The sequence below is a fragment of the Burkholderia sp. WP9 genome (assembly GCF_900104795.1).
Taxonomy (GTDB): Bacteria; Pseudomonadota; Gammaproteobacteria; order Burkholderiales; family Burkholderiaceae; genus Paraburkholderia.
On sequence record NZ_FNTG01000001.1, the window covers coordinates 4,192,730 to 4,212,678 of the forward strand.

The window sequence follows — 19,949 nt, forward strand, 5'->3', positions numbered from 1 at the left end:
TTCATCTCTTCATCGCCCGACCCACTGCGTCCAGATGTTCTTCGAAGCGATTGAAAGCCTCGTCCTGCCTGAGATGCGCATATTCCTTCAAGACGGTTTCAAGCCTGTCGTGGAGCAGTTGGGCCGCTGTGAGAAAGTCGTTGGGGTGCGTTCTGAGCCAGTCAGTTGCCACCACGTGGCGCATTGCATGCGTGCCAAAGCCGGGAGTTTCCGGTATGTGACGCTGCGTGATTTGAAAGACGTGTTTGCTCAATCCATAAAAGATTTTCCCTGTTTGGCCCGGGAAAACCGAAGCACACGTAGGATTATCTCTGATGAGGCGCGGCCGGTAGTCATACAGATATTCCTCGATTCGGTCACTTAGCGCACTGGGAAGTGGCGCATCGTAGTCGGTCTTTTTGGCATGTCGGTCATTTTTGAAATCACCAGCACCGAATCTCAAGCGCCATTGTCCATTCTCGCGGTGATAGAGCGACCCGGTGCCGTTGTCGTTCCATGTCATCAAGATAAAGTTGCGCGCCCTGAGCGGATTTGCAATCAGCATCGACAGAAGGAGCGCGTCCCGCTTATGCCGTGCCTCCTCCAGGCTTCCAGGGGCGGCCTGGGCCGCGAGCCGGTCCAGTTGCTCGACGGCACGCATGACAGGCGCGAGCGGCTCTGCCAGGTTGAGCAGGCCCTGGATGGGCTCATCTGGCTTCCGCGATGTATCCGTAGCGTCCCGTATCCACTGTTGGTAAAGCCGATAAGCTTGGGCACATGCATCGCTCCAACTCCCACTGAGCGTCCCGTCGGGTAGCTTCATCGCGAACGCTGGCTGTTGGGTCAGGTACCCCGTCAAAGGATGAGTCATGCTGGCGCCGAACTTGCAAAAGTTCGCATGGCCTTTGTGTATCAGGCCGGCCGAGCGGTCGCTTCGGAAATCGAGGAAGCCGTCGATGGCTTTCGGAACAACCAGCCAGGCGAGCGTCTGGGCGTCGGTTACCGGAACGCCCCGGCCACCAGCGTCTTTCGGCAGGCAGAGGAAGCCAGCAAAACTGCGGACCATGTTCATCGTGATGTTGGCAGTGACGCATCCCGTCTTGCCTCGACGTGCGTAAGGCGGAAGTCTGTCCACAATTTTCTCAAGTGGAAGCACTCGCCATGACCCTCGGCTCGAGCGTACGAGTTGCGGGCTTCGCTGGGTCTTGTACTCGTAGAAGTCGTCCCACTCGGAGAGGAATTCTGGGGTCATCTGCCTCGCATGCAAGATGTAGGGGCTCTTGGTATTTGCCTGCAGGCGTTCCCGAAAACCAATTGGGAATGTGCGAGTCCGCTGTGTTTGAGTCTGTGCATCGCGGGATGCCTTCGACACCAAGGCGAGCAGTGCATCACGTGGCATCCCCAGTTCAGCCTCGATGCGATTGACCGACGGGAAGGCCCGACAGTTCGGGAGCGCTCCTTTCATCCACCGTTGGATGGCTGAAACCGATGCGCCGGCGCGCCTGGCGAGCGTCTTGGGCGCGTAGCCCGAGGCGGATATCGCTTCGCGAAGCGCTTGATGAAAGATGCTGGTCGATTTCGCATCTGTCGATTCGCGTGAGGCCGGCAACTGGGCGTCTAAGATACTGCGCTGCCAGGCACGAAGATGACTGCGCCGGTCGCTTTTCGTGCGGGGCGCCACGCTTAATGAGTCCAGGTACGCCTGAAGTCTCTCATCGAAGCCGTGAAGCATCTCCCGTCCAACAGGCGAGTCTTCTGTTTTGCCAAAGAAGGCGAGGAACGAGTGAAGCGTTGAAAGATTGTTTCGGAAGACTTGAGTCTCTGCCGGGTCAGGCGAATTTATGCTGGCTAGCAGTTCATGTTTTCTGCGAGCGATTACTTCACGGTAGTTCTGCTGCATTTCCGGCTCAGGTTGACTCTCAAAAAGCTGCCATATGTCTCCCTCGCCCTCGTTATGGCATAGTTTGACGTGGTAACGGACATTCTGTAAGTCACTGAAATCGCAATGCTTTTTCATATGGCCTCCGCCACTGGGTTAAAAGCCTAGTGGTCTGCCGTCCGTTACACTGGTGCTGTCCCTCGAGAAGCGGTTAATAGTCACCTGTTTATTGACCGCATTTATATTTCTGCGGCGGCGCAGACGTTCAAACGGCGCCGACTCGTTGAAAGTCCAATCCGGCGATTCAATGGTGAGAATTCGCTCGGCTGCCTCTGCGGTGTCGCGATGAACGGTGCTCGCCAACGGTCCGTGGGGTGTCTCAAGGGAAGGAACTTTTCGGAAGGGGCGCGGGCGAGTCGTGGCGTTTGGAGAACTGCGCTATACAGCGCATGACATCAATCGAACGTCCCGCCAGCCACGCGTATCTTGACGCCATTGAGCTCGCCGACTTGCTCGGCGTCTCCCTGCGCACAATCACTGTGCGAGCAAAACATCGGCCCTGGCTACTACCATCGCGCGCCACCGTCTACGACGACCAACTACTCCGCTGGCGACGGGACGTCGTTAACTCATGGTTGGATAGAGGCTTGAGCGCATCGCTCAAATTTTAGAAGGCCTACGCCGGGCACTTGGTGCCGACCGCCTATTAATTGCATTCGCGGGGCCATTCAGTCGCATTCGCTGGCCTACGATTCCGTAACTTCAGCCAAAAACTCGCTCACCTGCGCCCCGAGCAACTCAGAGAGCCTCCACATCGCGTCGATTGTGACGTTGAGCTTGCACCGCTCAATTTGGCTTACATAGGTGCGATGGAAACCTGCCGCTGTTGCCAGCGCTTCCTGCGAATAGCCTGCCTGACGACGCAGTCGCCTTAAATTTGCCGCCACAAGCTGGCGAGCGCGATTCGGTTCTGGTGCAATTTTAGACATGCCCGTAGGTTGTCTAAAACACGACTATAAATCTACACACGCTCAACTCTACATATTGTAGACTCTCCATATTGCTAGTCTGACTGCGCGCTTCCTCCTGAGTGCCGCACCCGGCGCCGCAATCAGCCTTTCGCAACTCGGTACTCGGCTCGTTGCGGGCCCGAAATCTGAAACGCCGTCTGGCATATGCCATGCATTGGAGGTCCCGTGGAACCAATTCGTCTCAAGCACATTCCGGCGTCGACCCGCGCGGCGCTTTCGCACCTAGGAATTCCGGTCACTACTCTCATAGACGGGCAAACCATCACCGTTTCGCCGCAGGAGTTGCCTGGTGAGACCGAATGGCGTGTCGACCTTATGAGGTGGCTCGTACGCAAGGTCTTTTTCCACCTCGCATCACTTTCACGGGACGAGCGCATTCAGGCATTGCTGGCCATCGAGAAAAGATTGGTCGCAACGTCAGGCCTCCATGTTGTGGAAGCTGAGGCTGTTGCCGAAAGTGCGCTGGTATCTATTAAGGATGTGTCTGATGAGGACGCGAGTGCCGTCATGAAGGCCATCAAACTCCACGAGGCACATCTGGAGGTCGAGTGGACTTTGCTGGAACAGCGCTACAAGAAAATCATCCTTGGCGACAGCGTTCCGACAAGCGGTAGCAAATCGGAGAGTCCGACAAGCGGTGGCAAATCGGAGAGTGGTCGCAATGATGTCGACCGCATGAGTCTTGCATCGTGAGACGGACTGTACCTAGTCGGAGCCCGACCGATGGATGCGGGGTGAGCTTAGTGAAGCCGGCGAAGTGCAAGTCGCTGCGAGTTAATGCGCTGGCCGCGAGACAACGCAAGCTATTCAGTACGCGCTAAGCGGAGTCGCTAGGGAATTGGCGCGTCTGCTTAAGCGGCAGCTAACTCGCCGTCAGAGCCCGCTCACGAGGCGGGGCGAGAGCAGCATGTCGAAGCGATGCGTATTTCGGCTTCTCTGCCAAGCGTTTCACCAGGCGATGCTTAACCCGCTCGACGCCTCGGCGCGCACGGCAAGGCAACGTAGCGCGTTGGTTTATGTGCTCGCGGTCGCCGACATGCCGCCGACTCTACCTGTGCCCGGCATACCGATGGAATTGCACCGTGCGCGCAAGCGGAGGAGAAGATGATAAAGCCTGTCGAACAGTCGCAACAGTTGCTCGCTGCCGCACCAACGCTCTACTTGAACTACGGGGGCGTGCTAAATGCCGGTCACGGCTTGTTGGACGCCAACGCCGTCATAACTTTGGATTCAGGTCGGCCGCCGTTCGAGTACGCACCCTGTCTTGTGGACGTCCTCGCGCCGTGGCCACAAGTGCAAATCATTGTGACCACATCCTGGTTGCAGACGCTCGGTGCCGAGAAGACCATCGCATTGCTACCAGACGAGTTGCGCCGCAGAGTGGTGGGTACGACGCTCGGAACGCCACCTCGATTAGGTGAAATCAAGGACGGTACTGCGAAAACAATGTCCGTTATTCGTCACGCAGCCAAACACGGACTGACGCGATGGTTGGCGCTCGACGACGAAGCCTGGGGAGTGCCATCGGACTTTGAGCAGCATTTCTTGCACACAAACCCGGACACCGCACTGGGCGCGCCGGGAGCGGGCAAACAGTTACGAGAGTGGCTGGCTGCGAACTGCCTCTGTGGCTGATACGCCAGACGCAGTGCAATCAGCGGGGCCTTCCCGCTTTCTTTGAAGGCGCGCCCGCAATGCAGGCTAGGGAGAGATTCTATGGAACTGCCGAACTACCCACGGTTAGCAATTAGCCGAAACTATTTGCGCGATGCTCGACAGATGGAGCTGTCGTCATCGACCCGCCTGCGATGCGCGTGGGAATCGATTTATTTTTGCTGCTGTGAAGTCGCCGCCCTCCAAGGTCGTCAACTGGACGGTCTGGAGCATCCGGAAGCCGACATTGTTGACAACGCATTGCGAGCCATCGCGTTGCCTGAGGACGAGCAACGTCATGTTTTAGAGATGTTCAATTGGGCGGTATATCAAGAGCCGCTTCTACCTGGGCCCTCTCTGACGGAAGATGCTTGCGATTTAGCCGAGGAATTTCACGATTGCAAGGTCGCAATTGCTTTGGCGAAGAAATAAGCAATGACCAAGCTAACAGACTTACTTCCAGAAGAAAACGTCGTGGCCTCTCGAGCAAAAGGTCTCAGGATGAAAGTTGAGGACCGGGTCACGGCTTTCATTGCTGGATGTGAAGGAGTTGTCATTCTCCGCTCTGAACTTGCAGGTCTGGGAAGTCCAGCGCAGTTAGGGCGCGTTCTACGCAAATTCGTCCAGACGCGCAAGCTTGTCCGCGTAAGTTGGGGAAGTTACGTGAAAACGCGCTTGAATCGGTACAACGGGCAGCTCGGCCCTACCGCGACTTTTGAAGAAATCGCTGCGGAAGTCTTCCGAAAGCTGAAAATCGATGTCGAGCCCGGTGAGCTCGCCCGTGACTACAACGCAGGCCGAACAACGCAAGTGCCCATGCTTGCGGTAGTAGACACCGGGAAGCGTCGCATTAGTCGAAAGATACAGGTTGGAAGCAGAAGCGTTTCTTACGAGCGCGAACGCGTGAACGAGCGCAAGCGTTCGGGAGCATAAAAGTACGGAGACCGATTTGCCACTCAAAGTTTGGAGCACCATATGGCTAACCGCGGATGGGACCTCGCAATGCAGCGGATAGGCGCGGAGTTCGATATCGCGCAATTTGTGGCGTCAATGCTTGTACGCAAAATTGCCGCGAACAACTTCCGGCTAGCGGCGACGGACCGCATCAAGGTCGCACACTTGCCGGATGAGGTCATCGCGCGTATCGAGCACATCGTTCTCGAAGCTCACCTTGAAGCCGGTGAAAATATCGCCGAAGAAATCCTCCGCGAGGACCTTTGGCAGCAAGCACTAACGACTCGGCGCGAGATGATTGCGAGTGGTGAGCTAATTCCAGAGGCGGAATTTCGCAGGCGTGGCGGCCTGACCGCGCGACGGCTCGCCATGCTCCTGGCAGACGACAGCGTTTTTACGATTGAGGTCGACGGCGTGGAGTACTACCCCGCTGTGCTTGCAGACCCAGCGCTTGACCGCGATAGATTGCAGGCAGTTTGCAGAATCATCGTTCCGGCGCCGCCAGACTCCCGGCTTGATTTTCTTACGTCGCGGCGTGGAAGCCTCGGTGACCGCAGTCCACTACAAATGCTCAGCAACAACAGTGATTTCGAAAGGCTTCGACGGATAGCTGCTCGTTGGGCCGCAGAATGGTCGCGCACCGTCGTGAAGATGTTTGCGGGTGAACATCAAATCGAGCCGAGCGATGTTGAACCGCTGTACACAGCGGCAACGGAAATTGACCCCAGGAAATCACTGTGGGCACGAGCATCCGAAGCGCTTCAAATGCATGGATACGAGTGGCCGCTGGGCCCATATCAGGAGGCTCGTATATTTACGCTTTTCGTCGAGCAGCAAGCGGCTGGGGATTCCACGCCAATATCGGAAGCTTGCGTTCAAATCCTTGTCGCCGGCGAGCTTGTTCGAATCCGAATCGTAGCTGCGCCAGGCACTGCGCTCAACTCGCAAACAATAGCGACCGGCAAGCACAAGACGTTTGTTGACGTCGCGAAGCGAGTTATCGCTCACCTCGTCGCGCAAAGCGCTGGCCGCTGAAGTCTCATGATAAGCCGCATTCGACCGATAGCAGTCGAAGTAATCGTCGATGATAAAAATCTGACCGTCCTCCTAAAACACGGGGGCACGTTGCGACTTCCGCTGCGATTGTTCCCAAAATTGTGGGTGGCGACCCCGGAGCAACGTATCAATGTCCGCATATCTGAGTCCGGTGCGGGTCTGCACTGGGACCAACTCGGTGAATATGTTAGCGTCAGCGAGTTGATGCGCGATGCTGCGAGGCGTCATCGCGACGAACGGCTGAGCTCTCCCGTGCCTGCGGATTTTCCGTGGGACCCAACGCCCGCGTTGCTGTCAGGAACGCAGCCAAAGCTTGCTGTAAGGCGGATTGAAGGCAGGTTTGTTGTCGGTCTAACAGCGGAGGAGAGGTACGCCCGGTGGGATATGTGCGAGGACTTGGCTCAGCAGTTGGTGCCAAAGACCTTGAAGGATGCGGCCAAATTTCCCATGCATTCGCGCGACGTCACCCTCAGGCGTATGAGGCGGGCGATTGAAGGCAAACACTGGACGGAGCGTATTGAGACGGATTGGCTTATTGAACGGCTGCGTAGCTTGTTAGGCTGGTAACGCGCAAATGGACGAATGCTCACTCGTTCGTCGTCGTGATGCCAGTGTGGCGCGAGAACTGACTGCTGCGGGCGGTGCTTCCCCGAAAATGCAGTGACTTCTTTGCCGAGTTGCCGGACTAAGGCAGTCAGTGGAAATTGTCCTCATAGCGCACCCTTGGGACCTGCTAGAAGTAGATATTGGAGTGAGCCGTCGGTGTCCACCTCGCGGCGACGAACTCTTCAAGAGCACCCGCGTTGAATCTGAACATCCGCTGATTCGGAAGGTTTGCGATGACGTCTGCGAGCGACTCAAGCGGTTCATGACTAGACGGGACTAGCAAGCAGTGTTGAATCCGTCTGTGCGGGGCAGTAGTATTAGCCTCGACTTTCTGGCCTGTTTCGAACGAGGAGTGAGCGTGTTCAGGGATGTATTTTTTAGTTTGGATAGCCGCGCGGGAATGTCCCTGCCAACAGGCAGTATCCTTGTAGTCCCGTCGCCGGACAATTGGAATGACTTTGGTTATCAGACTTTCTGTGATTTCTTGGTTGTTGGAGAATCGACAGAACGGAAATTTCATCTGGCGTTTCTCGACCCTTCGCACAAAGTTCGAGATGTAATCAATGCCGTAGTGAATATCCCAAGCGAGGCCGTCGCGGCACACGCGCTACCGGACTTTTTCTCGCTTCAGACTGAGATGGAGCAGTATCGGGAACTCGTTTCAAAATTTGGTCCGGAAGAGGCCCAGTGGATTTTGCGTTCACTGCATGACCTGCGGCGGTTGTCAACGTACTTGTCGCGTCACTTCATGCGGACTGCTTTAGTTCTTCCGGCTGCATGCGCTCCGGATTGAGCCAGACTTCATCCTTCAATTTCCAGTTGCGCGTCGATCGGGACCAACGCCGTGGATTGCGCTGCCTGGCCTGTGCATAAACGGCCTCACGTTGCGCAAGCACTGCAGTCGCCACGCCGTTATGGCGCTGCACCGGCGTGACGAATTTCAGGCCGCTGTGTTTGTGCTCATGGTTGTACCAGCGCACAAACTGCTGCGTCCAGGCCCGTGCCTCATCCACGTTGCCGAACGGCTTGCGTGGGTAGTCGGGCCGGTACTTGCAGGTCCGGAACAGCGACTCCGCGTACGGGTTGTCGTTACTCACACGCGGCCGGCTAAACGAGGCCACGACCCCCAGGTTTTCCAGGGTGGCGAGCATCGTCGCACCCTTCATCGGGCTGCCGTTATCCGAGTGCAGCACCAGAGGACGTCCTGCCAGGCCCTCGGCCAGACTGGCACGCCGCATCAGCAACGCGGCCAGTTCCGCCGATTCGGCTTCATGCACTTCGTGAGCAACAATCTTGCGGCTGAACACGTCCAGCATCATGTACCAGTAGTAGTACTGGCCCTTGACCGCCGCCGGCATCCACGTGATGTCCCACGACCAGACCTGGTTCGGCGCCGTCGCACAATGACTGGTAACCACCCGGGCCGAGGGCTTGCGCGCACGACCCCGGTGGTGCTGCTGCGAAGCGCTGCGCAGCACGCGGTAAAAGCTCGATTCCGACGCGACATACACGCCGCGATCCGCCAGACTCGGCACGATCTGGCTGGGTGGCAGGCTGGCAAACTCCGCACAGTTTGCGACCTCCAGAATCTGCTGCCGTTCGGCCTCACTCAGTTTGTTTCGCGGCGGCGGCCGCCCGGTCATCGTGCGGCCATCGGCGAGCACCGCGTCGCCGTTACCCACCCAGCGCTGGAACGTGCGCAGGCTCAGGCCCAGCTCGTTGCAGGCCTGCTCCAGCCGGCAGCCTGACTGCGCCGCCTCGCGTATCAACGATACACATAACAGGCGATCCGGGACGTTGATCAATCGTCCTCTTTGTCTCCCCAGATCGCCTGGGCTTTTTTTCTCAGAATCAGCAGCGCAGCCGCTTCCGCCAGCGCCTTCTCCTTGCGCTGCAATTCCTTCTCGAGCTGCTGGATGCGCTTTTTGTCGTCCTTCGACTGCTGGCGCTGCTCGCGTGCCTGCTCCGTGGCATTCGCATTGGCCGAACGGCAAGCGGCCCGCCAGGCGGCTATCTGTTCTGGATAAAGACCCTTCCGGCGGCAATACTCGGCCAGCTCCGCTGCATTGAGCGGCGCGCTCTCCAGCACTACTGCAAACTTGTCCTCCGAAGACCATCCTTCGGGATTCTTCCCATCGCCAGGCACGACCAACCCTTGTCCTTTCGCCTGTCGGCGCCACGTGTACAACGTCTGTTCGGTAATTCCCGTTTCCCTGGCCAGCGCCGACACCAGCGCGTTTTCCGGCGGCATCATGCGCCGCACCAGCGCTTCTTTTCTTTCTGCTGAGTAGGCTTTCATTCACCCTGATTTTACCGCCCCCGGACCATGTCTATAGGAATCAGATAACACGACAAGTAGTCTGACGCCGGGGGCCTGGTAGCAACCCGCGTCTTTGAGCCTTCCGCGAGCTGGCTCGACGCCGCGCTCGGTAGTCCACAATTCGGAATGTCGTTTATCCGAAATTCGGAGCAGAATTTCGCATTCCACAACGCCGGGTCAGTTCTCCATGGTGTCGAGCACGAAGATATCAATGCAGCGCCTTCGACGCTTGGGCTTGACTTTAAGCTCGCAGGCTTTTCTTCGGCACACTCGTTCGACTTCACGTTCTCTCCCAGCTCTCTGCCACCGAAGCGAGTTGCAGTAATGATTGGTAAAAACGGCGTGGGGAAGAGTCGAGCGTTAAATGAATTGGTTTCATCGGCAATTTCCGGTGCACGCAATTTTCATGACGGGCTTGGAAAGATGCCCCGTCTCAGCAGGATTCTGGCGCTCTGTACACCCGGGGAGGCAGAACACACCTTCCCTGCTGAACCGTCAATTGTTTCGAACTTTCGCTACAAACGCATCAGCTCGAACGCATCATCCGGAGAGCAATCGCTGCCGAGCATTCTGGTCAATCTCTCACGGGATAGACGCAAGATAGGTGGACGTTGGCGTTGGGACATCTTTGAGGAAAGCATTCGACAAATCGTCGAATTTTCTGACCTCGTCCTCGCTGCCCGTGATGATGCACTGGTTCGCGACCGATTGGTGGATATCGAGAGACTGTGGCTCTTTGGTGAACAAGCGAGCGCGGAAGCTCGACAGAAGGTCTCGCTGACAGGGCAACTGATGCGGCGCGTCGATGGTGGCGCGGTTAGCCTAAGCAGCGGACAACTCTCCTTTATCCGACTCGCTGTACAGCTATGTACGTTTATCGAAAACGGTTCGCTGGTGCTGATGGATGAGCCTGAAACTCATTTGCATCCGAATCTGATAACTGGTTTGGTAGCGATGCTCGACAGAATTCTAAGGTTGACGGGGTCCATCGCAATAGCAGCAACGCATTCGGCGTACCTGGTACGAGAGGTCCCGCAGAGTCAGGTACATATCATTCGTCAGCCCGAGGCCTCCGGCCCGGTTGAGATTTTGAAGCCGAGACTCAGGACGTTCGGTGCGGACGTCGGCGCTATATCCCATTTTGTTTTTGGTGACGACATCGTAAATCGACTTATTGAAGAACTCGAACCGAAAATTCAGGGCGACACTGCTGCGGCGGAACAGTGGCTGGCAAGCGTGGAAAGCGAGCTATCAACCGAGGCCTTTATGCTCCTTACCCGGGAAATCGAAAAGCGTCGGGGAGCTGCACAATGAGGAGACTGGAGCCGCATCCGCATGATGACGACCTCACGATACAGGCGATGGCAACCAACCGCGCGCTGTCTAGTTTCCCAATGCTGTCAGAGCATTTGACAGCCGTTCGGCGACGATATCTGGACTACATTGCTCATCGCGGCAACCCGTGGACTGTCGGCGCGCCGTTGGAGATGCCGCCCCCCCTTGCCGATGCCATGCGCACCCACTACGCCACTGAGCCGCGAGGGTTGGAATTTATCGCTCAATTGCGCGAGGCAGGGTCGCCCGATGTGTGTTCGATGTGCGGCAGTTTGAAGGCCGGCACGCTCGACCACGTGTTGCCGAAAGAGCGCTTCCCTGAGTTCGCCGTCTTTGCCCCAAATCTCGTTCCCGCTTGCGATTGCAATTCGCTGCGTGGAACCAGATACAAAGGAAGCGAAGAGGGTAGCCGGGTTCTTCATCCGTATTTCGACGATTTCATGAGAACGCGTCTTGTGAACGTGCAGTTGTCAGGAAATCTGAATCGTCCGTTAGCCGCTGTCCGAATCATCGAGCATGGATTGCCTAAGGAAGATATTGACGCGATACAGTTTCATGTGGACGCGGTACTGAACAGAAGCAGCTTGTTGATATGGGCGTCTGAGAAATGGGCCACCTTGTGCAGAGACCCGGAATCTGTTCTTCTAACGCTACCTGATGGAGGGGTAACGGCAGAAGACGTCCGAACCGCTCTGACTGTACGCCTCCGTGGAGCTGACAGAGAGCACAAAACTCCAAACAATTGGTATTCGATGGTGTTTCACGGCGTATTGGCTTCTGAAGGCGCCGTCGTTCATATTCTTCGCTGTCTTGAGACCGCGAGAGAGGGAGGCGCCGCCCTACTCTGACGACGCTGGTTGCAAGCCAGTTCCTTCGGCGGATGGCTACTTGAAAATAGGTCCAGTTGTGCCGTATGTAACTGCCCAATTCGAGTGATAGCTGCTCGTCATCGTCCCGCCACATGCTATGAAAAGGACTTGCGCATGCAGTTCAAGTACGCCATTTCTCTTCAAGAGTACGGTATGCCGGATACCGCTGATTCTGCGTTCGCGATGTGGCGTTTGAACGGCCGTCGTGGCATATTGCGGCCACATTTATAAGGAAGTTACTCGATGGCAACGACTTTAGAAGCAATGCAGGCGAAGATTAAAAAATTGCAGGCCCAAGCGGATGCGCTGATTGCAAAGCAATCGTCGGGCGTCATCGAGAAGATTCGCGAGTTGATGGCGAAGCACGGTCTTACGACTGCTGACGTTGACGCGCACACTGGCGGCAAGCGGCGCGCCGCGAAGGCGGTTGTTAAGACCATGAGCAAAGGCAGCGTTGCCGCGGTCAAGTATCGCGACCCGAAAAGCGGTGCAACGTGGTCCGGGCACGGGCGCGCGCCACGGTGGATTGCGGCTGCTAAGAACCGCGACAAATACCTGGTCGATGCGGGTGCGGCCGCAGTGAAGCCGCCGCCTGCCAAGGAAGTGAAGTCGGCGGGAGCTTATGTTCGCGGTCCGCAGCCGGAGATGTACAGGGACCCTAAGTCGGGCGCGACGTGGAGCGGTCGTGGGCGCGCGCCGACATGGATTGCAGGTGCAAAGGATAGGACTAAGTTTTTGATTGCAGGTGCCGCTGAAGCGACTGCTGTGACGACCGCGAGTACTGTGAGCAAGTCAAAGGCTACGGTAAAAAAGGCCGCTTCGAAGTCGGTCCGTGCCACTGCGGGCAAGGGGCAGCCGAAAGGTCAGCAGCCGGCGCTTTACCAAGACCTGAAGTCCGGCGCGACCTGGAGCGGACGTGGTCCGACTCCGGCGTGGCTGGCTGGTGCCAAAGACCGGTCCAAGTTTTTGATTGATGGCGCCGGTGCAGCGGCCGATGCGAAACCGGCGGTCACGAAGGCTGTCGCGAAGAAGGCCCCGACAGCGAAGAAGGCCGTGAGCGCGAAGGTTCCGGTTAAGAAGGCGCCGGCGAAAAAAGCGCCGCGCAAGAGCGTGGCCGTGCCCGCTCCGGTGGCCACAGTCGAGTCCGGCGCCGAGTTAACGACCTAAACGTAGTTGTCAGATGCCCGGTGGACCAGCAATTCTCTGGTTCCATCGGGTACACCAAGCCGACGACGTTTTATTGCGCCTGTGCTGCCTGACGTTCCGCGGCTTGCTGTTGAGCGTGCTGCTTCGCAAGGTGCCTGCCGACCATGCAACCACCGACCGCACCAACGACAGCGTGGTGCCCCGCGTAATGCCCAGCGCCCCCCTTCGAGCAGTTCATGTGCTGCAGAACCTGTGCATGGCAGACGACATGCTGGGAATCCGAGGAGCTCGAGGCAATGCCTTGCTTAACCAGAAAATAGCGCCTTCGCGCAGCCTCGGCTTGCCCCGCACGACCGGACACGCGGTCACGCTCAGGTTGGTGAACTTGTGCGCTGGCGAATTTCGCGTGGCGAGGAGTCGTACACGAAGACGTCATTACGCTCATTGTAGAGCCTTCAGTTGAATGCCGGAAATTACACTGCGCCTGCTCGCCGACAGGTGTCCGATGACCAACAACCGTGCGCTCAAGTCTGTGATATTCCCAGAGCCCGCCGCGGAAGGCTACTTCGTGCACGCGCGCTACGGCGACGAGCAATTGATGAGCCCAGAGGCCGTGACGTTTTATGTCGAACTAAAGACAGCGATTGCGCTGGGCCTTGCCTGGGTCAATGACCGCTGTGAAAATGTCAGCCCTGCGCGACAAGCTGGTTGTGAATGCGTATCCGGAACGCGCGAGCGAACCATTCGCCGCTGACTATCGACGACTCTTTGACTTGGAGCTGGGCTGATTCACACACTACGCCGGCACTGAGTCCGAAGGCTGTGGCGGATTTTCAATCGCTCTAACCGCAAAGTCGCGCTTGATAACAATAGGTTCCATGCGGCCCGCCTTTGACGCGCTAGGTTTGTTGTTGTGCATATCAATCACAACAACAAATATCGTCTTTCCGTCGAATTTGATATGAGGAAAAGGCAGTTCGCCCATCAGCGACTCGTCCAGTTTGAACTCCAGAGGCTGGCGGGTGTCGTTGAACACAACCAGATATCCCGTTATCTGATTGAAGTCGGACAGGTACCTGTAGACCTGGTGAAATCCGTCGGCGATATAGCCTGTTTTTCGCGAGCTGTTGTCGAATACCTTCGCGTCCAGTACGAGGTCCTTTGCGACGAGGTCTGCCTCCCCGGAGGCCGAACTGGGTTCAATGTGAAAGTCAAGACCTTGGTCGAAAAGGTAGGCGTACAGGTGCGCCGCGATGTCTCGCTCGAAAGCTTTGACCTTTTTGGCGTCCGAGGCTTCGCCATCTTTGGCGGGTTGAACTCCAGTGGCCTTAGTTATGATTTCGTGAATTGTCTTACGGTCAAACCACTCGGTCTTTCTTTTGTACTTGACCAGCAAAGACAGGACGCTTGCGACCGAATCCAGCGACTCATCCAGAAAGTCGTGAAATGGTCTCAGGACGTGAATATAGAACGCCTCTGCTGCGAGGTCGCTCCTTCCCGCGTTCTCTTTCGATAAAAATTCGCGTCCGAGCTCGAGTTCCGGGTGCATCTCGTGATGATTATCGGCTCCCGGCAGCTTCAGGAAAACGCAATGCTGAATGATACGGAACGTTCGCTCGACTTGCCTTCTATCGGTGTCGGAATTGAGTAAGATGTTGTATAGCGCAAGACCAGTCTTCCTCCCGTGCAGAAGGTTCAGAATTGAGGCCGCTTCGGCATCGAGTTTGGCCAGGATTCCCGAGCAGACCGGATGGTCTTTCAAATACTGCCAAAGAGCTATAACTCTCGTGTGCAAGAAATTTGGTTCTACGCCTCTTACTCGTTCGAAGCGCCTTGTGGTCCCGTTGCGAACACGTGCCAGATATTGCGAATCCATTTAACCTTCCCTGCGAACGTTCTCGATTTCGCCCTTAAATAAGCGACTGCTATTAACGAGTTGCGTGACGAGAGTCATCCCGTCGATGGCATATCTGAATTAAATTTTTCGCACCGCATCCTGTCAGCACCTTCACGCAACGCTTCCAGTTGCCGACGCGCATCGTCATTGAGCTTGGCGGTTTGAAGATGTCTTTGGGCAGCATCGTGAATAACATCAAAGTCATAGAGTGTTGTGTCGGGTCGCTCGGTGAAGTGGTATGACTTACCTTTGGGCGAAGCGGAGTATCCGAGAAGACCTTGAGCCGTCTTCAACATGAACAAGGGGTTGTCCATCATCCGCTGACTCATCCAAAGTTTAGGCTTGTCACTCTTGTCGTAGTGCGTCCAGGTACGAATCAGATTCCAGAAATGCGGCGCGGATTCGAGACTGCCATCGCTTGCGGCCTGGATAATTCTCTGCAAAAGAATGGCTCCGAGTTCTTCAAACGAATCCTTATCCACGAGGGGCGGCTCCCGCTTCGCACTTTCGTCCCCCGGGAAGATAAACAAATCGCGTCCGATATCCACAAAAACATCAGCGCTAAACGCGAGCGAGGTTGTGTCCCCGAACACCGATTTGAGTAGTTCCGGAGCCTCCGTTGTTCCCGCGAGTCGAAGTATCTTGTCGACGAGAAAGAGAAGCCCCGAAGACGGTGAAAGGGAAAACAGGTCGTTCGAAATAGGCTCGGCCAGTATAGCGTCGGCCTTTGCGAACAATGCGCTAACAAGTGGTTGACTGACGGCCGGCGGTTGCACGGCGTCGTATCTGTGTCGCAACTCTCCAAGGAACTCGGAAATCATTGGGGCGCCGGAAGTACTACGCTTCCCGACGTAAGAATTGATGATGGAAATCAATTGAGCATCAGATGCGACGCCCGATACGACTTCATCGACAACCCGCTTTGGAATCGCATCCGACGATGGAGTCAGTGCGAAGTAAGCGTCGTATCCTGCCTCGGATGCAATGCCACGGCGCGATGCAATCGAATGATACGCTTCAGAGTGATAGAACCCTTTGTTCGCTATCAGTTCAGCGAGACTAGGGAATAGCACCGACATGACATCAAGAATTTGGTCTTTGTCTTCTCTTGACCCTATCGAATTTGTGAAGCGTTCGACAACCGGCTTCCTGGCGGATGTATCCTGAAATCGGTAGTTCCCGTCCCGGAACAAAAAGTCACGGTTGTCACGAATCCAGTTGAAGGCGTCAGTATCGAAGAGTCGAAGCCCCTCCATTATCAATAAATCCACGGGGTCAATTTCGCCTTCCAGAGCGGGCCAAGCAAACTTCACCGCGTTGGCGAGTCGCAGTACGTCGCGAGGCTTATCAATCCAGCGACGAATGCCCCTGCTGGTGAGTGTGAACCATCGACTTTCATCCGGTTGCGCCGTACCCATCATGAACGAAATCTCACCGTCCAGAATCAGCAAAAGCGAACGCTTCGAGGGCTTCGGCAGTTCGATTTCGTGCTGGATAATTTTTTCAGAGTAGCGAGGGCTGCTGTTGTCCTCCTGCTCGTCAAACGCTTCGGAAATCTTGGTGCGGTCGTATGAAAGGAGGTATACGACATTGGGTAGCTGGCCGACGGTCTTAACCAACTGCATGATTGACTTGACCTCGTCTTCACTGAGACGGTCAATGTCATCTATGGTGACAAGGAACTTCCGCCCCGCCTTTTGAAGCTGCTCAACGAGGCCTTCGTGTGCCGACTGCAGCGACTCATCTTGCAAAAATTCATCTATTTTGGCTTTGAGAGGGCGTTTGACGATATTGACTACCGCTGTCGCCGCACCTTTGGTTACGCCAATATCGGCCGCGACCGCAACTTTAGCCATGGCGTCCATCACCGCGTCGCTTGAACCACCGACTTGCTTCAAACGCTTGCGCAAAAACCTCTTGAGCCAGTTCTCGCGTGGTCCCACGGACTCCGTCAGTATTTTGAAGAAAGCAGAGACAAGGTCTTGATGTCCGGAGACCATCCACGGCCGGAACTCAATCACGCTGACTTTCTCGTCGTCGCTCCGTGCTTCTTCGTTGTGCTTGTCGAGAAATGCACAGGTAAAGTTAAGCAGCGTCGACTTCCCATGGCCCCATACGCCGTTAATTCCGATGACGTATCCGTACGGTGCATCGAGGGTCTGGATGACGTGGGCAAGTCGCTTGGCGATTGGGGCTACGCCAAGTCTGTCTTCTTCCCAAGGATTTTTCTTCGCCCGGTCATCTCCGAAAGTCTGTCGAGCTTTGTTAATCATCTCTTGCCCATTTACAGTAATTCAAGTTAATGTTTCCGTCGGAACGAAGGCTCTTGCTTGGCGTCGTACTGATGTTAGCGGCGCGATTCGTATCATTCTTGCGTGAGTCATCTCCAGACTCGAGCCGCGACCTTCGACCATCCTCGGAACTGACGATTGCCGGTCGTCGACCAGTCGAGGGATAGTCGTGGCGTGCAACTACCGCAGGAAGTGACAGTCGGTGTGCCACTGTCCGAAGGATGGGTGCTATTTCCCGTTTCGGAGGTTCAAATCGCGGAGTTCCTCGAGCGTGCGAACGACCGCTTCTACTTGTTCGCCGTCGAAATCATCCCGGTCTGCTTCTTCGTGCGTGCCTTTGTTCAAGTAAGTCCAAATCAGGCTGGTCCCTGGAATGCCCAAGACGCGTTCCAATGCTCCAACAATAATTCCCTTATTGGCGTGATTGAATGAACCCGCATCACGGAGCTTCTTGCGTAGCGCCTCGCACAGGTTTCTAAGAGCGGGCTCTGCACCGACACCGGCAAGTGGAACACTGAGCGTACCTAGGTCATGTGTTCCCAGCCACCTCCAGACCTTCTCGGTTAGCATCTCGAGTGCCTGCCGTGATGCAGACAAAGCTTCCCGGTCGTTCAATAAATCCCGAGCAGCTCGCGCTTTCGCAACGTAGTTTGCAGTCGGGACATTGCCGCTCACCCTCGGATGATGGTCCCCAGTATGGTGGCGGAAGAGATAAACCTGAGAGTCGCGCCCTCGGGGCAGATGTTGCTGGATGTCCTTGATGAATTCGTTGCTGTGGCAGGTGACGACGATTTGCGTGTCCGCGAACGTATCGCTCTCAAATATGGCTTCCCGGATACCACCGCGGTGGTCGTGGTCAATCGCATTGATTGCGTCGTCGAAAACAATCGTCGGTGAGTCGATGCTCTTCGCCTTTGCCAAAAGAATCGCGAGGCCAAGACAGCGGATATGACCTTCACTCAGAACATGCAATGCATCAACCCGTCTGTCTTGGTCGCCGCGGAAGGTGATTTCTATTTTTCCATCGTCCGTCAAGGGCAAATACAGTGCCGCGAGCTTGTCGGCGTCAAGGTCGTTGCGATTGAACTCGTTGTATAGATTGAGCGCTGTCTCGTTGAGGCCCGCCATCAATTGACCAGGGAGGTGGTCCCGGTACGACCGCAGCTCCTTGAGGAACCGGTCATACGTACCCTTCAGCGGCGTGTCGCGGGCGATAGCGAGCCGCTCCTGTTCAGCATCTTCTATCAATTGGGCGTTTGCAACGTCAAAATCCTCAATGCGCTTGTTGGCAGCAGCGACATTATCCTTCAGTGTCTGCCGTTTTTGGTCTTGGGCTTGAACTCTGAGGCGAAAATCCTCGAGACGCTTGCGCTCGTCGACGTCGGGTTGCCGGTTCTGTTGCGCTTGCTGCGAAGCGGCATCTTGTGCCTCCATACGCTCGACAATTGCAAACAGTTCCTGCTGCACGTCAGGGTTGGCTGGTTGCGCAGGCTCTTTGGGACAGACGCCTGCCCACCATGCGCCGTCAGGGGCTGGCGGCAACGTAGCAAGAAACTGCGTGAGCGCTGCTGGCTTCTCAGTCAGAGATGCGAGATACCCGGATACTCGACTGAGCATCTCTCGAAGTTCCCGGGATGCTTGGTCCACTTCGCGCTGTGCGGCACGTTGCTTATCCTGAAGAGCGCCAAGCTCCTCAAGCTGCTTAAGCCCTGCCGATGCTTTCTCGTACGGGTTGGTCGTCACCTGCACCGGCCCGGCAAGTGGTGTATCGCACGCGGGGCACCGGTCTCCCACCGACTCTTTCAGGGCAACGACCGCGTCATACAGGCCTTTGAACGATACTTGCTCGCTGCGGGCACGCAGGGCGGCAGTATGTTCGTCAACTGTGCTCTGACACTCGTTCGCCTTGTCAAATGCTGCAACGAGTCCCAGACGCGTCACACCGATGATGCTTGGCGGCATGCGTTCCAGAATGGCATTGAGGGCATGGAGTCGGCCATGTACTGCCTCGGAGCCAATAAGCTGCTTAAGCATTTTATAGGTCGTGCCTGCGGCATGTTCGAGCCCCAACTTGGCTTCCTCGGCATCAAGCCCGAGAAGTGACTCCGCTTCGCCTTTGACGATTTGTTGGTCAGTGGCCAACGTGGCACGCTGCGCGGCCAACGCTTTTTGCTTGTTATCAGTCAGGACGAGCTGGCCATCGATGTTTTCGTTGAAGTTGCCGACAAAGTCGCTGAACTGGTCCATGCCAAACAGCGTGGCTATCAATTCTGCTCGTTGTGCTGGCGGCCGCGCAGCAATCCGAGAGAAGGAGTCGATTCGGTTCTTCTCGACGAAGCAGAAGCGATACGCGTCAGGGTTCGCGGCGACATTGATTTCACTGCCCCGGTGGTCCGTTGCTGTCAGGACGGGGTCAACGAAGCGCCCGGCGTGCAAATTCGCGAGGTACGTGCGCGCGACGATTCGCTTGGCGCCTGCTTCCTCGACCTCGCCTAGCAGCGCGTATTCCAATCCTTCGCACAAGCTAGTCTTACCGCTTCCATTCGGGCCATAGAAGAGGACCACCTGTTTGGTCAGGTCGAAGGTTTCAGGGTTTCTGAATCCACGGAACGGGCCAAGAGTGAAGTTGCGCAGCCGCTTCCATGCCCACACGCCAGCGACGGCTTGAGCCGCCGGTGCTGGCGCGACGTCCGCGATTTCCGGCATTGAGTCGCGTATTAGCCGCGCAAGAGTAATTGAGCGCTGACTGCGTTGTCTTGTGGTCGCCGCAAGCTCGTCGAAGTTCTGCAAACAGAGCGTCGCCAGACGGCGCACGTCGGCAGGCATTGCGCTATCCGGCTCGTAGAGCCGGCGGACGAAGTGTTCAAAATCTTGTTTGGCAGTAGCCATTACTGCTCCTCTCAGTGTCGTTGTAATGTTCGCCGCAACTTCAC

The 19,949-nt window shown here is 56.3% G+C and carries 18 protein-coding genes; 11 read left to right on the forward strand and 7 right to left on the reverse strand.

Features of this window, described 5'->3' with window-relative positions; translation table 11 throughout:
- Nucleotide 1: 1 nt before the first annotated feature.
- Both BLW71_RS18730 and BLW71_RS18735 read right to left on the reverse strand, forming a co-directional pair.
- Nucleotides 2-1,996, reverse strand: a complete 1,995-nt coding sequence (locus BLW71_RS18730; protein ID WP_091798861.1) for a site-specific integrase — start codon at nt 1,994-1,996, stop codon at nt 2-4.
- A gap of 608 nt (nt 1,997-2,604) precedes the next feature.
- Nucleotides 2,605-2,847 carry a helix-turn-helix domain-containing protein gene (locus BLW71_RS18735; RefSeq protein WP_091798864.1) on the reverse strand — a complete coding sequence of 81 codons (243 nt, stop codon included), beginning with the start codon at nt 2,845-2,847 and terminating at the stop codon, nt 2,605-2,607.
- A gap of 207 nt (nt 2,848-3,054) precedes the next feature.
- On the opposite strand from BLW71_RS18735, the gene BLW71_RS18740 reads away from it, so the two are divergent.
- The 7 genes from BLW71_RS18740 to BLW71_RS41010 all read left to right on the forward strand — a co-directional run bounded on the left by BLW71_RS18740 (nt 3,055) and on the right by BLW71_RS41010 (nt 7,951).
- Entirely contained in the window at nt 3,055-3,582 is a 528-nt protein-coding gene (locus BLW71_RS18740) for a hypothetical protein (protein ID WP_091798867.1), read from the forward strand.
- A gap of 411 nt (nt 3,583-3,993) precedes the next feature.
- Nucleotides 3,994-4,524, forward strand: coding sequence for an HAD domain-containing protein (locus tag BLW71_RS18745; RefSeq protein WP_091798870.1), 531 nt, complete (start codon nt 3,994-3,996; stop codon nt 4,522-4,524).
- Between the two features lie 81 nt (nt 4,525-4,605).
- A complete protein-coding gene (locus tag BLW71_RS18750; RefSeq protein WP_091798874.1) occupies nt 4,606-4,974 on the forward strand; it encodes a hypothetical protein in 369 nt (122 codons plus the stop codon).
- 3 nt (nt 4,975-4,977) lie between these two features.
- Nucleotides 4,978-5,475, forward strand: a complete 498-nt coding sequence (locus BLW71_RS18755; protein WP_286162023.1) for a DUF6088 family protein — start codon at nt 4,978-4,980, stop codon at nt 5,473-5,475.
- 42 nt (nt 5,476-5,517) lie between these two features.
- A complete protein-coding gene (locus tag BLW71_RS18760) occupies nt 5,518-6,531 on the forward strand; it encodes a hypothetical protein (RefSeq protein ID WP_091798876.1) in 1,014 nt (337 codons plus the stop codon).
- A gap of 6 nt (nt 6,532-6,537) precedes the next feature.
- Entirely contained in the window at nt 6,538-7,119 is a 582-nt protein-coding gene (locus tag BLW71_RS42030; RefSeq protein WP_218157124.1) for a DUF2442 domain-containing protein, read from the forward strand.
- A 397-nt stretch (nt 7,120-7,516) separates the two neighbouring features.
- Nucleotides 7,517-7,951, forward strand: coding sequence for a hypothetical protein (locus tag BLW71_RS41010; protein ID WP_143048372.1), 435 nt, complete (start codon nt 7,517-7,519; stop codon nt 7,949-7,951).
- Here BLW71_RS41010 and BLW71_RS18775 read toward each other — a convergent pair.
- Nucleotides 7,905-9,457, reverse strand: a protein-coding gene (locus tag BLW71_RS18775) for an IS3 family transposase (RefSeq protein WP_286161968.1) whose coding sequence is annotated in 2 segments (ribosomal slippage) — nt 7,905-8,995 and nt 8,995-9,457 — 1,554 coding nt in all. Because the reading frame shifts where the segments join, the coding sequence is not laid out codon by codon here. The genes BLW71_RS41010 and BLW71_RS18775 overlap by 47 nt on opposite strands.
- A 147-nt stretch (nt 9,458-9,604) precedes the next feature.
- On the opposite strand from BLW71_RS18775, the gene BLW71_RS18780 reads away from it, so the two are divergent.
- The 3 genes from BLW71_RS18780 to BLW71_RS18790 all read left to right on the forward strand — a co-directional run bounded on the left by BLW71_RS18780 (nt 9,605) and on the right by BLW71_RS18790 (nt 12,849).
- Entirely contained in the window at nt 9,605-10,792 is a 1,188-nt protein-coding gene (locus BLW71_RS18780) for an AAA family ATPase (RefSeq protein WP_091798884.1), read from the forward strand.
- A 47-nt stretch (nt 10,793-10,839) separates the two neighbouring features.
- A complete protein-coding gene (locus BLW71_RS18785) occupies nt 10,840-11,661 on the forward strand; it encodes a hypothetical protein (RefSeq protein WP_143048373.1) in 822 nt (273 codons plus the stop codon).
- Nucleotides 11,662-11,925: 264 nt separating this feature from the next.
- Complete coding sequence (locus BLW71_RS18790; RefSeq protein ID WP_091798890.1) at nt 11,926-12,849, forward strand: H-NS family nucleoid-associated regulatory protein; 924 nt, start codon at nt 11,926-11,928, stop codon at nt 12,847-12,849.
- 70 nt (nt 12,850-12,919) lie between these two features.
- On the opposite strand, the gene BLW71_RS42945 is transcribed toward BLW71_RS18790, so the two are convergent.
- Entirely contained in the window at nt 12,920-13,141 is a 222-nt protein-coding gene (locus BLW71_RS42945) for a hypothetical protein (protein WP_502686829.1), read from the reverse strand.
- A 150-nt stretch (nt 13,142-13,291) separates the two neighbouring features.
- On the opposite strand from BLW71_RS42945, the gene BLW71_RS41015 reads away from it, so the two are divergent.
- Nucleotides 13,292-13,582: a hypothetical protein gene (locus BLW71_RS41015; protein WP_143048374.1), complete on the forward strand. Its 291-nt coding sequence runs from the start codon at nt 13,292-13,294 to the stop codon at nt 13,580-13,582.
- A 42-nt stretch (nt 13,583-13,624) separates the two neighbouring features.
- Here BLW71_RS41015 and BLW71_RS18800 read toward each other — a convergent pair whose 3' ends face one another.
- The 3 genes from BLW71_RS18800 to BLW71_RS18810 all read right to left on the reverse strand — a co-directional run bounded on the left by BLW71_RS18800 (nt 13,625) and on the right by BLW71_RS18810 (nt 19,905).
- Complete coding sequence (locus BLW71_RS18800; RefSeq protein WP_143048375.1) at nt 13,625-14,704, reverse strand: hypothetical protein; 1,080 nt, start codon at nt 14,702-14,704, stop codon at nt 13,625-13,627.
- Between the two features lie 74 nt (nt 14,705-14,778).
- Complete coding sequence (locus tag BLW71_RS18805) at nt 14,779-16,998, reverse strand: KAP family P-loop NTPase fold protein (protein WP_091798899.1); 2,220 nt, start codon at nt 16,996-16,998, stop codon at nt 14,779-14,781.
- Between the two features lie 246 nt (nt 16,999-17,244).
- A complete protein-coding gene (locus tag BLW71_RS18810; protein ID WP_091798902.1) occupies nt 17,245-19,905 on the reverse strand; it encodes an AAA family ATPase in 2,661 nt (886 codons plus the stop codon).
- Between the last annotated feature and the right edge of the window lie 44 nt (nt 19,906-19,949).